This window comes from Vallicoccus soli (genome assembly GCF_003594885.1).
Classification (GTDB): Bacteria; Actinomycetota; Actinomycetes; order Motilibacterales; family Motilibacteraceae; genus Vallicoccus; species Vallicoccus soli.
Genome location: NZ_QZEZ01000001.1, coordinates 570,565 through 583,753 on the forward strand (window position 1 = coordinate 570,565; position 13,189 = coordinate 583,753).

The 13,189-nt window shown below is 78.9% G+C and carries 10 protein-coding genes; 3 read left to right on the forward strand and 7 right to left on the reverse strand.

What is annotated here, in order from left to right; translation table 11 throughout:
* Positions 1-6 precede the first annotated feature (6 nt).
* On the reverse strand, positions 7-1,101 hold the full coding sequence (locus D5H78_RS19535; RefSeq protein WP_119948830.1) for a cellulase family glycosylhydrolase: 1,095 nt from the start codon (positions 1,099-1,101) through the stop codon (positions 7-9).
* Positions 1,102-1,375: 274 nt separating this feature from the next.
* Here D5H78_RS19535 and D5H78_RS02760 point away from each other — a divergent pair, with 274 nt between their 5' ends.
* On the forward strand, positions 1,376-2,983 hold the full coding sequence (locus D5H78_RS02760) for a malectin domain-containing carbohydrate-binding protein (RefSeq protein ID WP_177891088.1): 1,608 nt from the start codon (positions 1,376-1,378) through the stop codon (positions 2,981-2,983).
* A 63-nt stretch (positions 2,984-3,046) separates the two neighbouring features.
* Here the strand turns inward: D5H78_RS02760 and D5H78_RS02765 are convergent, their stop codons facing one another.
* The 5 genes from D5H78_RS02765 to D5H78_RS02785 are packed head-to-tail and all read right to left on the reverse strand — an operon-like array spanning position 3,047 to position 9,803.
* Positions 3,047-3,964, reverse strand: coding sequence for a sulfotransferase (locus D5H78_RS02765; protein WP_119948832.1), 918 nt, complete (start codon positions 3,962-3,964; stop codon positions 3,047-3,049).
* Between the two features lie 10 nt (positions 3,965-3,974).
* Positions 3,975-5,522 (reverse strand): lipopolysaccharide biosynthesis protein, encoded by a 1,548-nt coding sequence (locus D5H78_RS02770; RefSeq protein ID WP_119948833.1) that lies wholly within the window; start codon positions 5,520-5,522, stop codon positions 3,975-3,977.
* Positions 5,519-6,910 (reverse strand): O-antigen ligase family protein, encoded by a 1,392-nt coding sequence (locus tag D5H78_RS02775; protein ID WP_119948834.1) that lies wholly within the window; start codon positions 6,908-6,910, stop codon positions 5,519-5,521. The genes D5H78_RS02770 and D5H78_RS02775 overlap by 4 nt, the downstream gene beginning before the upstream one ends.
* A 53-nt stretch (positions 6,911-6,963) precedes the next feature.
* Positions 6,964-9,102 (reverse strand): glycosyltransferase, encoded by a 2,139-nt coding sequence (locus D5H78_RS20225; protein WP_119948835.1) that lies wholly within the window; start codon positions 9,100-9,102, stop codon positions 6,964-6,966.
* Positions 9,099-9,803: a hypothetical protein gene (locus D5H78_RS02785; protein ID WP_133411989.1), complete on the reverse strand. Its 705-nt coding sequence runs from the start codon at positions 9,801-9,803 to the stop codon at positions 9,099-9,101. The genes D5H78_RS20225 and D5H78_RS02785 overlap by 4 nt, the downstream gene beginning before the upstream one ends.
* 196 nt (positions 9,804-9,999) lie before the next feature.
* Between D5H78_RS02785 and D5H78_RS02790 the strand changes: the two genes are divergently transcribed.
* Positions 10,000-11,076 carry an SdiA-regulated/phytase-like domain-containing protein gene (locus D5H78_RS02790; RefSeq protein WP_119948837.1) on the forward strand — a complete coding sequence of 359 codons (1,077 nt, stop codon included), beginning with the start codon at positions 10,000-10,002 and terminating at the stop codon, positions 11,074-11,076.
* Positions 11,073-11,951 carry a phosphotransferase gene (locus D5H78_RS02795; RefSeq protein ID WP_119948838.1) on the forward strand — a complete coding sequence of 293 codons (879 nt, stop codon included), beginning with the start codon at positions 11,073-11,075 and terminating at the stop codon, positions 11,949-11,951. Before D5H78_RS02790 ends, D5H78_RS02795 begins: the two co-directional genes overlap by 4 nt.
* On the opposite strand, the gene D5H78_RS02800 is transcribed toward D5H78_RS02795, so the two are convergent.
* On the reverse strand, positions 11,870-13,114 hold the full coding sequence (locus D5H78_RS02800; protein WP_119948839.1) for a glycosyltransferase family 4 protein: 1,245 nt from the start codon (positions 13,112-13,114) through the stop codon (positions 11,870-11,872). The genes D5H78_RS02795 and D5H78_RS02800 overlap by 82 nt on opposite strands.
* Positions 13,115-13,189: the final 75 nt, after the last annotated feature.

The following is a 13,189-nucleotide window of genomic DNA, read 5'->3' on the forward strand; positions in this document are numbered from 1 at the left end:
GTCCGCTCAGCAGCGGCCGAGGTAGGCGCAGCCGGCAGCGCGCAGCGCGGGCTTCGCCGTCAGGTCCCGCCGCATCAGGCCGAAGCGGTCCTGGTGCAGGTCGCCCGTCGCCTTGTCCCGGGAGTTGTACCAGTACGCCCGCGTCACCTGCGGGAACTGCGCACTGGCGTACCGGACGCTGCGGACGAGGTAGTCGGCCTGCACGGCCTCGCTCACCCCGCGCGCCCAGACGGGCGTGCTGCTGGTGTTGGCGTGCGCCGACCACCCCATCTCGGTGAACCAGACGTGCTTGGCGCCGTCACCGTGCTTGCGCATGACGTCGAGCAGGACCCGGGTCTGGTCGAGCCACCACTTGTTGCCGTCGGTCGGGTGCTCCGGGGCGGCGCTGCTGTCCCCCTGGTAGGGGTGGACGGCCATGACGTCGAAGGCCGAGCGCGCGCCGGCCTGGTACGCGCGGTCGATCCACGCGGTGTCGACGTACTCCGTGCCGCCGAAGACCACGCGGGCGGCCGGGTTGCCCGCCTTGATCTGCGGATAGGCCGCCTTCAGCAGGCGGGTGTACGCCGTCGGGTCCGGCGGGCTCAGGAAGGCGGCCGAGTTCGGCTCGTTCCAGACCTGCCACGCCTCGACGTCCTTCCACCGGGACGCTGCGAAGCGCGCGACGCGCCCGTAGTCCGCCACGTCGGTGGGCAGGACCTTGTCGCCCCTCCCGCCGTTGGCCCAGGAGGGGGTCAGCCAGAGCGTCGCCAGGACGCGGAGGCCGCGCTCTCGGGCCATGCGCAGGACCTTGTCGACCTGCGGGACGCCCCAGCCGTAGTCGTACTGGCCGCGCCGGGGCTCGATCATGCCCCAGCCCACGTCGATGCGGACCGAGGTCACGCCGTTGGCGCGGAGGGTGTCGAGGGCCTTGGCGCGCTGGGCGTCGGTCCAGTCGGCCCAGAGGCCGTGGAACTGCGCGCCCAGGGCGACCCGGGGCGGGGCGGCGGCCGCGGCGGCAGCCGAGGGCGGGGCGCTCGCGGTGGCGGCCGGCACGAGGCCGACGACGAGCAGCAGGGCCAGTGCGAGGAGCACGGCACGGGGTCGGGGCAGGGTGGGGCTCACGTCTCTCCAGGGGTGCGGCCAACAGGGGGTGCCCGCGACCGTGGGGTCGCGGGATGGCGCGCACGGGACCGAACCAGGACGGCATGGCTGGTGTCAAACCGGCACGGCCCGTCGCGAGTTCACCCGTACGGCCTATCGAGGGGGCCGTCCGCACGGGTCGATGCCTGTCCCACGTGACGGTGGCGCGCCGCCCGCGGCGCCCGGCGCCCGGCAGGCGCCCCGTCCTCCCCTGCCGCACCCCCCACCCCGAGAGGCCGATCTCGTGCATCGACCCGTGTCCCGGACCCTGCGCGCCCTGACGGGCGCCGCCCTGCTCGCCGGGGCCCTCGTCCCCGCCCTGCCCCCGCTCGCCGCCGGCGCCTCGGCCACCGCGACGACCGCGGCCACCGCGACGACCACGACCACCACGACCACCGCGACGACGGTGCGCATCGACGCCGGCGGGTCGTCGTCGACGGCGGGCGCCGACGCCCGCGCCTGGTCCGCCGACGCCGGTGCGACGGGCGGCGCCGTCGCGCGGACCAGCGCCGCGATCGCCGGGACCACCGACGACGCCCTGTACCAGTCGGTCCGCTGGGGCATGCAGCGCTACGCGGTGCCGGTGGCCCGTCGGGGCGTCTACCGCGTCACCCTGCACGTTGCGGAAACCGCGTTCCGCAGCGCGGGGAAGAGGGTCTTCAGCGTCACGGGCGAAGGTGCCCCGGTCGTCACCGACCTGGACGTGTACCGCGTCGCCGGCGCGAACACCGCTCACACCGTGAGCAAGGACCTGCAGGTGCTGGACGGCGTCCTCGACCTCGGGTTCACCGCCCGTGTGGACAACGCGATGCTCGCCGCCCTCGAGGTGGAGCTGCTCCGCCCCGTGGAGCCCCCGGTCGGCGTGGGCTCGCAGTTCCACTGCATGTGGTCCGGCGCCAGCGGCTACGGCACGTACGCCTTCGACGCGCAGCGCGCCGCCGTCCTCGACAAGCTGGTCGAGGCCGGGGTGCGCACGGTCCGCATCGACGTGGGCTGGGACGGCCTGCAGCCCACGGCGACCGCGCTGCCCGACCCTGCGAACTGGTACGTGAAGCTGCTCGACGGCTGCGTCGCCGGCGCCCGTGCCCGGGGCCTGGAGGTCCTGCTCACGCTCGACCGCAGCCCGGCGTGGGCGCGGCCGACCGCGTACGCGTCCACCGCGCGCGTCCTGCCTGCCGACCCCGCGCGCATCCGCCCGGTGGCGGGCTGGCTCGCCGCGCGCTACGCGACGTCCGTCTCGGCGATCGAGGTGTGGAACGAGCCCAACCTCAAGGACTTCGTGCAGGTCGTCGACCCGGCGAAGTACGTCGCCGTGCTGAAGGCCGCCCACGGCGCCATCAAGGCGGCGGCACCCGGCATGCAGGTCGTCTTCTCGGGGGCCGACCGCGTCGCGGTGCGCCCCGGCGCCGCTCCGGTCGACGACTTCTACAGCCTCGCCTACGCGGCGGGCGCCAAGGGCGCGTTCGACGTCATGGGCGTGCACACCTACCAGGGGGCGTCGAACGAGGCCCCGGACGCGCCGGACATCGGCACCTGGCGCATCCTGCACATGCCGGCCCTGCTCGACCTCATGCGGGCCAACGGCGACGGCGCGAAGCCCGTGTGGGTCACCGAGTTCGGCTGGTCGGTCCACCCGAACGCCGCCGGCGCCCCCTCGTGGGCCCTGGGCGTGACGGAGCAGCAGCAGGCGGACTACACCGTCCGGGCCTTCGACATCTTCGCCCGCTGGCCGCAGGTGCAGCGCGCGTTCGTCTACGCGGAGCGGCAGAAGCAGACCGGGGACGCCCACCAGGACGGCTACGGCATCCTGCGGCGCGACCTCACCCCGCGCCCGCTCTTCACCGCGCTCGTGGCGCGGCGCTGACGCCCGCGCACCGACGAGCCGCCCGGGGGGCGGCGGTCCCCGGACCGCCGCCCCTCTGGCGTGTCAGCGGTCCCAGGGCAGGTCGCGCCCGAGCACCCGGGCCAGTTCGGCGTTGGGCCCGCGGAAGTGCTCGACGAGCCGCGCGCGGGTCGCCGGGGCCATGCCGCGCGCCGGCAGGTGGTTGTGGCGCGGGAAGGAGGGGGGCGTCCAGCCCGCGAGCCCCAGGAACGCGCAGACCTGCCGGAAGGTGCGGTCGGGGTCCGCGTAGAGGTCCTCGGCCACGAGGACCAGGAGGCGATCGGGGGGGAGGTCGCGCAGCCAGGGCGCCAGGTGCTCGACGTAGCGCCCCCTGGCGAGGTACGACGAGTTGTCGTGGTGGTGGCTGTAGTAGCCGGGCGACCGGCGGATGCGCTCCTCCTCGCCGCGCAGCCGCTCGGGCTCCGCCTCGATCGCCTCCTCGAACGTGCGCAGCGGCTCCGTGCCGCCCCCCACGCGCTCGTTGTAGTGCGAGTAGGCCCGGTCCACCGGGTTGCGCAGCGTGACGAGGACGCGCACGTCGGGCAGGTCCCGCACGATGCGCTCCCGCGCGAGCGGGTGGAAGACGTAGTAGGGGCTGGCCTCCCCGGTGCGCACGGGTGCCCCGGTGCGCCGTCGCGCCCGCTCGCGCTGCCCCGCGGTGGGGAAGTGCGAGAGGTACCAGTCCCGGCCCCGCCCGTAGTGGATGTCGAAGTAGTGGGGGCTCTTGATCTGCTGCGCCGCGGGGAACATCGGCAGCACCCCGGGGTGCGCGACCAGGTAGTTCCACAGCGAGGTGGTGCCCCCGCGCTTGGTCCCGACGAGCAGGAAGTCCGGGGGTACCCGCCTGCCGGCCGTCGCGACCCCGGCGGTGCGCAGCGCCCGGCGGGCCGCCGCCTTGGCCGGGGCCGGGACCCTGCGCTTGAGCGTGCGCAGCCGGTCGGGGACCTCCACGTGCTGGGCCATCGTGACTCCCTCAGGTCGTGGGTGCGGTGGTCGTCCCGCGCAGGGCCGCGACGAGGGCAGGCAGCCCGAGGCGGTCCCGCGCGAGCAGGAGCAGGAGGGCGTACGCGAGCGTGCCGGACGCCGCGGCGCAGAGCAGGCCCACGGCGCCGTCGCCGAGGACCGTGCGCGCCGCCAGGGCCCCGCCCCCGTAGGCGGCCCCTGCGACGGCGGCGGCGAGGAGGACGGGCTGGCCGACGACGCTGACGCCCGCGCGCAGGCGCACGTCCGCGGCGGTCAGGAGGTTCTCCAGCACGAGGCAGACAGCCCAGGCGGCGGCGGCGCCGGTGACGCCGTGGGCGGGCACGAGCAGGAGGCAGAGCCCCGCGTTGACCGCGAGCGAGCCGAGCACGACGGCCAGGTTCACCCCGCTGCCACCACTCATCAGCTGCACCGTCTGCACGTTGCCGGCGGCGAGGCTGACGAGCATCCCCGCCGCCAGGAGGGCCAGGGCGGTCGCGCCGTCCTCGAACCCCGGCCCGAAGGCGCTCAGCAGCGGAGCCGGGAAAGCGAGGGCCAGGACGAACGGCGGCCACGACGCGAGCACCACCCACACCGTCGACGTCAGGTGCAGGTCCGACGCCGCGTGGCGGTCGCGCTGCGCCATGGCCTGGGCCACGGCGGGGGCCGCGACGAGCCGTACCGCCGTGAGGACGAGCGACCCCGCGACGACGTAGCGCGCGGCGGCGGCGTACACCCCTGCGTCCGCCGAGCCGGCGAGCGCGCTCACGAGGAGCAGCCCCACGGTGGCCGACAGCACCTCGACGGTGGCGGCGACGGCCCGCGGCGCGCTGAAGCGCCAGAAGGGCGCGGCGAGCGCGCGCGGTGGCAGCGCGCCCGTGGCGGCACCGGGCCGCCGGGCGGGCAGGAGGCGCGCGAGCTGCACCCCGGCGACGACCGCGCCGGCGAGGACGGGCAGCACCCAGGCGGCCGCCATCATGAGGGCCGAGCCGCCCGCGAGCGCCACGAGAGCGGCCAGGACCACGCGTGAGAACGGTTTCCCGACGTTCTCGACGAGGACGACCGGAGCGACCCGCCCCAGGCCTCGCACGCCCCCCAGCGCCACCGCGGTGAGCGCGCCGAAGGGCAGCGCGGCGGCGAGCACCCGGAGGAGGTCGGCAGCGCCGCCCGGTCCCGCACCGGGCAGGAAGGTCCGGGCCAGCCAGGGGGCCGCGGCGGCGACGCCGGCGGAGCAGAGCACGGACGCGGCGAGCACCGGGAGGACGGCCGCACGGACGGTCGGGCGCAGGTCCTCGAGCCGACCCGTCGCCCGTGCCGCCGCCAGTGCCCGCACCAGCCCGGTGTCGGCGCCGAGCTCGAGGGTGTTGCTCGCGATGGTGAACAGGGCGGCCGCGGCGAAGAAGACGCCGGCGCCCGCGGGCCCGAGCGCCCGGCCGACGACCACGGTCAGCGCGAACGCGAGGAGCCCGTTGGCCACCGCGCCGGCCATGCCGAGGGCGCTGCCCCTCGCCAGGCCGGCGGCCGCCGGCACCGGGGGCGGCCGGTGCTGCGCCGTGCTCACGGCGCGGCCCCGGGGACGTGCGGGGCGAGCGGCGACGTTCCGGGGACCCGCGCTGGCGGGAGGGTCGCGCGGGCGGTGCCGGCCGCGGCGGACGCGAGACCGAGCAGCGCCCAGACGAGCGCCATGACGAGGGGGTTCTGGAAGGTGACGTCGACCAGGCCCTGGCCCGCGACCGCGACGAGCCCCCCGCCGAGGGCCGCGACCGGCCCTGACGCGGCGGAGGGCGCCGGCGAGCGGGCGGCGGCCACGACGGCCGCGCCGGTCGCCGCGGTCAGGCCCAGCAGCAGGGCGAGGCCGACCAGGCCCGTCTCCGCGGCGACGTGCAAGGGGACCTGGTGGGCGTGGAGGCGGTGGTAGGCGGCGACGAGGGAGTCCGCCTCCTCGGCCTCCACCTTGAACGAGCCCGGTCCGTGACCGGTCACGGGGGACTCCGCGACGAGCCGCGCGGCCTCGCGGAACACCAGGTCGCGGTGGTCGTCCGGGTTGCCGGCCGGGTCGGCGACGCTCGTCAGGCGCTGCCCGACGACGGCGGCCGCCCCGCCGAGCGGGGTGAGGGCGAGCAGCAGCGCGAGGGCGGCCGCGCCCGCGGCCGCGGCGCGCAGGGCCGGCCCCGCGAGCGCGGGGCGGAGCACCAGCAGGGCCACCAGGCCGGCCGCGGTGCCGAGCCACGCACCGCGCGAGAGCGAGAGCGCGAGCCCCAGCAGGCCCGCGACCAGGGCGGCCGCGGCCAGGCCGCGCTGCACCCGGCGGCCCCCGGCGAGCAGGAGCGCGAGGGCGACGAAGACCGTCGTCATGCAGTAGGTGCCGAACTCGTTCGGCTGCACGAACGCGCCGGTCGCGCGGCCCTCGACCAGCGCGCCGCCGTACCTGCTGCTGAGGCCGCCGGCGCCCTGCAGCGCGGGCAGGCAGACCACGAGGGAGCCGGCGCACCAGGCGCTCAGCAGCAGCCGGAGGTCCGGCCCGCGTCGGCACACGGCGACCACGCAGGCGCACAGCGCCAGGCCGACGAGCAGGTTGGCGTCCACGCGCAGCGAGCGCTGGAAGGTCGAGGACGGCAGCGTGGTCACCAGCGCCCAGGTGACGAGGGCGCCGGCCCACAGCAGCTCAGCGGGCAGCGCCCGGGCGGGCGCCGCGGGACGGCGCCCCAGCACGACCGCCCCGAGGGTCAGCACGCCCAGGACCTGCACCACCTGCACCCCGGCCGCGAGCTCGACGAGGCCCCAGGGAGCCGCTGCCAGGGTCCCGGCCACGGCCCAGCGCGGGTCGCGCAGCGCCAGCGCCGCCGCGGCACCGGCCAGGGGCAGGGCCAGGACCGCGCCCGCGCCGGCGGTGCCGCCGAGGAGCCCGAGCACGGCCCCGGCGAGCACGCCGACGGCCGCGAGGGCCACCGCCGCGGCTCCTGCGGCGGCGGGGGTGCGCCCCGCCCCTCCCGGCCCGCTGCTCACCGCGCGTCCGCACCCCGGGCGCGGGACCGGGCGCGCCGTGCGAGCCCCTGTGCGCACCCGACCGCCTTGGCGAGGTCGCGCAGGCCCGCGACCACCGGCACGAGGGCGGCGGCCCGGGCGCCGAGGCGGTGCCGGCGCACGCGCACCAGGGGCAGCGAGGCGTAGGCCGCCGCGCCGGCGACCACGGCGGTGCGCACGGCCGGGCCGCCGCGCGCCAGGGCCAGCGGGCCGGCCACGTACGCGAGGGCCCGCGCCGCGTCCCGGCCGACGAGGAGGGGCGAGCCCGCGAGCCCGCCGCCCCGGCCGTAGGAGCGGTACATCCGCAGCGTGGCCGCCAGGCTCTCGCGCTGCTGCCAGGTGACGAGGGCGCGGCGCACGAGCACGGCGCGACCACCCGCCGCGACCACCGCCCGCCCGAAGAGCACGTCCTCGGCGGTCTGCAGGTGCTCGGGGAAGCCCCCCGCAGCGGCCCAGGCGCTGCGGCGGAACGCCATGGAGCGCCCCGTCGGGAGCGTGGCGTCGTAGAGGCGCCCGAAGGCCCTCCCGTACGCCCGCACGAGCGGTCCCGCGCGCCGCGCCTCGTCGGGGTCGGGGTAGCCGACGGCCGTCCACGCCGCCTCCACGGCGGAGCCGGGCCGGTGGGCCGCCCGGTAGGTGCCCGTCATGAGGTCGGCCGGCCGCCGCTCCGCGGCCGCCGCCCGGAAGGCGTCGAGCCAGCCGGCGTCGGGGTGGCAGCCCGCGTCGGTGCAGGCGACCGTGCCGTGCCGGGCGGCGCGCACCCCGGTGTTGCGCCCGCGGGAGATCCCGGCGCCGGGGTCCTCCACGAGGCGCACCCGGGGGTCCGCGCGACCCCGCGCCCGCACCAGGGACGGCGTCGCGTCGCGCGACCCCCCGTCGACGACGACCACCTCGTCGTCGTCGCGCAGCTGGGGCAGCAGGGCGTCGAGCAGGGCGTCGACCGACGCCGCCTCGTCGAGGACGGTCGTGACGACGCTCAGCGGCGGGCCCCCGGCGGTGCCGGCGCCCGGCAGGCCCGCCGCCTCGGCGAGCACGGCGGCCAGGTCGTCGGCGCAGGAGCCGGCCCGGGGGTGGTCGGCCACCAGCGCCGACCCCCGCGCCCCGAGGCGCTCGCGCGCGGCGGCGTCGAGGCCCGCCAGGGCCGCGGCGACGGCCGCCGGCTCGGCGCGGCCGACGAGGACCCCGCAGCCGCCGGCCGCCCGGCGCGCCACCGGCCCGCCGTCGTCGAGGGCGAGGAAGGGCGTGCCCGCCACCATCGCCTCGAGCGCCGCCATGCCCGCGCCCTCGCGCCCCGGGCCGCGACCGTCGGGGTGGGTGAGGACCGCGACGGCGTCGACGGCGCGCAGGAGGCGACCGGCGGCGGGGACCTGCCCGAGCAGGTGCACGCGCCCGGCCACCCCGCAGCCGCGGGCGACCGCGCGCAGGCGGCGGGCCTCGCCGGGGGCGGCGGGGTCCTCGGACCCCATGACCACGAGCCGCCAGCCCGCGGCGCCGGGCTGCGCGAGGGCCCGTACCGCGACGTCGACGCCCTTGTAGGGGATGAGGCGGGTGAGCATGGCGAGCACCGGCGCACCGTCCGCGGGGACGCCCCGCCGCCGCAGCTCCGCCTGCGCCGCGGCGCGCGGGAGCGGGTCGGGCGGGCGCGGGGGCGGCACGAGCACCACGTCGTCGCGCCCCGTGGCGTCCGCGACGCCGTCGCCGGTGGTCACCACGCGCGTCGCGAGCCGGCCGAGCGGGCGCGCGAGCGCCCGGTCGTGGCTGTAGTCGTGCTTCACCCACACGACCGGGACGCCCTGGACCGAGGCCGGGACCGCGACCGCCGCCTGCGCCTTGACCCCGTTCGCGAGCACGACGTCCGGGTCCAGGCGCCGCAGGACGCGGTGCACCTCCGGCGCGGCCCTCGCCAGGTCGGCCGGTCGAGGTCCCACCGGGAGCACCCGCACGGGCACGCCCCGGCGCTCCAGCTCGCCCCGCAGCGGCCCGGCCTCGAGGAGCACGGCGCTCACGTCCAGGCGCTGCGTCGCGTCGAGCAGCGAGAGCAGCCAGGCCTCGGCGCCGCCCACGAACCCCTTGGGCAGCACGGCGCAGACGCGCAGGCGCGCTCGCCGCGCGGTCACCGGACCGACCTCCGCGGGGGCGCGACCTCACCGGGCGGGCCGGCGGCCGGCCCGCCCCGCCGGCTCCGCTCCCGGGCGCGGGGACGCGGGGCCACCAGCCCTCGAGGGCCGCTGCGGGACGGCGTCGCGAGCCGCCCCAGCAGCAGCACGGCGAGCGCCCCGGCGGCGACGGCCACGACGGCGCCGGCGGCCAGCAGCAGCCGCGGCGGTGTCCCGCTCGGGAACGCGGGTTCCACAGCGGGTGCCACGAGGTCGGCGCGCAGGTTGACGTCAACGGCGGACTGGCGCACGACGGCCGCGCCCAGCGCGTTGGCCAGCCGCGCGGCCTCCGCCGGGTCGGCGGCCGTCGCGCTGACGGAGAGGTTCGCCGTGGCGGGCGGGATGACGGCGGACACCGCGTCCTGGAGCGCGCCGGCGTCGGTGCCCGTCTCCGCTGCCGTGCGCCGCAGGGTGGCGGGCGCCGAGATGTACGCGACGTACTTCGCGGACAGCACCTCGAGCGTGTCCGCCCCGAGCTGGCGGTCCGCGCGCGGCGCGAAGCTGACGACGGCGGTGCTCGTGTACTCCTCGGGCTGCCCGAGCACCTGCTGCGCCACCCCCGCCATGACCGCCAGGGCGACGAGGACGCCCGCGACCGCACGCCGCGCGAGGAGGGCCGTGGCACCCCGTCGCGCGCGCCGGACCACGTCGTCGCGTCGCACGTCGCCCCCCGAGGGTGGTGGATCGCGCCGAGCATAGGCACGCACGGGCCCTGCGCACGGGGCTTCCGCGCAACGGTCGTGCGCCGCCGTCCCGGTGCCGCGCAGTCGCGCGACCCGCGGCGGACGGCGGCCGCGCGCGCCTATGCTCGCCGCCACCGCGGGGCCGACGACGCCCGCGCGGCCGGGGAGGTGTCGCGTGGCGCTGCTCGGGGGGCCCTGCCGCGTGCGGCCAGGGCGCCGGCTCGTGGCCGGCGCCGCTCCCGCCGCGGTCGCCGTGCTGGCCGTGCTGGCCGTGCTCGCCGCGCCCGCCGCGCTCGCGGGCCCCGCGGCCGCGGCACCCGCGGGGCTCCTCGTGTGCACCGTGCAGGACCCCCGGCTCGCCGGCCTCAGCGGCCTCGCGGCGCGGGGCGGGCAGCTGTACGCCGTCTCCGACCAGCCCCCGGCCGCGGTCTACGAGCTGGGCCCCGACTGCGGCGTGACGGCCGTGCGCCCGGTGCCGGGCCGGTTCGTGGACGTCGAGGACCTCGCGCTGCGCCCGGACGGCACGCTGTGGCTCGGCGACACGGGCGGGAACCGCGTGCGGCGCGACGTCGTGGCGCTGCACGCCCTGAGCGCCGACGGCAAGCGGACGACCGCCCACCCGCTGCGCTACCCCGACGGCCCGCACGACGCGGAGGCGTTCGTGGTGGCGGCCGACGGGACGGTGCTCGTGGTCACCAAGTCCTCGAGCGGCGTGGCCGGCGTGTACGCCGCCCCCGCCCCCGTGCTGCCGGACGAGACCACGCCGCTGCGCCGCGTCGCCGACGTCGACCTGCGCGACGTCCCCGGGCGCACGCCAGGCGACGGCTCGACCCTCGTGACCGGTGCGGCGCTGTCGCCCGACGGCACGCGGCTCGTCCTGCGCACCTACCTCGACGCGTACGAGTGGGACGCCCCGGACACCGACCTCGTCGCCGCCCTGCGCGACGGCGAGCCCCGTGTGGTGCCGCTGCCCGCCTCGCCGCAGGGCGAGGCGGTCGCGTACGCCGCCGACGGCGCCTCCCTCCTCGTCGGCACCGAGGGGTCGCCGGCGCCCCTGCACCAGGTGCCGCTCGCCCGGCCGCGGCAGGGCCGGGCCCCGGCCGCGCCCGCCTCCCCGGTCGGAGGGCTCGTGCCGGGCGCCCTCGGGGTGGCAGCGGCGCTCTCGCTGGGGCTGGCGGCCCGGCGAGCCCGCTCGCGGGCGACGGGGGCACCGGTGGGCAGCACGGGCGGGACCGGCGGCGGGGACCGGTGAGGGAGCTCCCCGCGCCGCTCGTCCGCGAGCTGCACGGCCTCGGGGTGGACCCCGCGCGGCTGGTCGAGGCGCCGGCGGCGGGGCCGCCGTCGCCGGTCCGGCACCTCGCCGGCGACGGCGTGGTGGTGGACGTGGCGAGCGCGCCGGACGGCGTCCGCCGCGTCCTGCTCGAGCTGCGGGGCCGGGCGTGGGCCGCCGGCCAGGGCGTGCGGACGGTCCCGGTCCTGCGCGCCGACGCGGCCGGGCGCTGGGCGGTGTCCGCCGCGGTGCGCCCGACCGCCTCGGCCGGTGCCGACTACGTGCTCGCGGCGCTGGAGGCCGCGCGCCGCGTGGCACGGGCCGCTCCGCCGCCGGCTGCCGGCCCCGCGGCGAGCACGTGGCGGGCGCCGCGCCGGACCGTGCTGGCCCGCGCCGCCCGGGCCCGCGCCGCGGGAGTGCCGCTGCTGCGGCTGCGGCGCGCCCGGGGGCGGGCGGCGGCGCTGCCGGTGGCCGCCGCCGCCCACGGGGACTTCCACGCGCGCAACGTGCTCGGCACGGCCGACGGCGTGCTCGTGGTCGACTGGGAGCACCTGGGCCCCGCGCCGGCGGGCACGGACGCGGTGCGGCTCTGGACCACCCTGCGCCGGCAGGACGACCGCGACCTGCTGCTCGAGCACCTGCTGCGGGGACGGACCCCGGTCCTCGCACCGGCGGTCCTGGCGGACCTGCTCGAGCACCTCGGGCTGCGGCTGTGGGCCGAGAACGTCTCCTCGCCGCGGAGCCACCAGCGGCGCGACGACCGCGAGCACGCGCGTCAGGTCGCGGCGGAGGCCCGAGCCCTGGCCGCGGACCTCCGGGGCCGCGGTGCCGGCCGGCGGGCCAGCAGGTCCTCGTAGAGCTCGGAGAGCCGCCGCGCACCGTGCAGGGTCGCGGGCTCGCCCCAGGGGTCGCTCAGGCCGGGCGGCTGGTCGGCGCTCCCGGTGGCGGCGAGCGCCGCGGACAGGGCCCGGGCGAGGCCGGCAGGGTCGTCCGGGGGGACCAGCGTCGCCGCTGCACCCTCGAGCGCCTCCGCCATGCCGACGACGTCGCTCGCCACCACCGGCCGCTGCAGGGCGCGCGCCTCGAGGGCGGCGATCGACATCCCCTCCCAGCGCGAGGGGAGGGCCACGACGTCGGCCGCCGTCATCCACGACAGCGCCTCGTGCCGCGGCGCCACCCCGACGAGCCGCACGCCCCGCAGGCCCGCTGCCCGGGCGACGATCTCCTCCTCCATCGGCCCCCCGCCCACGAGGACGAGCAGGCCCGCGCCCTGCAGGCGCTCCCACGCGTCCAGCAGCACGTCCTGGCCCTTCTGGCGGCACAGCCGCCCGACGCACACCACGACGCGCGCGTGCTGCGGGACGCCGAGGGCCGAGCGCGCCGCAGCGCGGGTGCGCAGCAGCGCGTGGGCAGGGAGGTCGACCCGGTTGGGGACCACCTCCCAGCGGGCGCGCACCCCGGCATCCTCGCCCTCGCGGCGCTCCGCCTCGCTGACGCACACGACGAGGTCGGTCCAGCGGACGGCGAACCTCTCCCAGGCGAGCGCCTGGCGGCGCACGGCGCCCTCGACGGCGCGCCAGGACCAGGCGTGCGGGCTGAAGACGGTGGGGAGACCGCCGCGGACCGCGAGCCGGCCCGCCAGCCCCGCCTTCGCGCAGTGCAGGTGCAGCAGGTCCGGGGCGGTGCTGCGCACCAGCCCGTGCAGGGCCGCCACCTCGCCCCCGGTGCTCCGTCCCGGAGCGCGCGCCGCCTCCCAGGCGAGCACCTGGACGCCCGCGTCGCCCGCCCGGTCCGCGAGCTCCCCCGGTGGGCACGCGAGCAGCACGCTCCAGCCCAGCGCCCGCTGGTGCACCAGGTGGTCGAGCAGGCAGTGGGTCAGCCCGCCGATCTCGCTGACCTGCGACACGTGCAGCACGGCGCCCCGGGTCGGGGGCGCCCCGGCCGTGCCCGCCGTCCACCGGCCGGCCTCCAGAGCGCTCCCGCGCTGGCGGACCAGCCGCCGCGTCGCCTCGAGCCTCATCCCCACCCCCGGGCCGAGAGTCGCCGGGCGACGTCGTCGCTCGCCCGTACGTGTTGCACAGTAGCCATCCGGGAG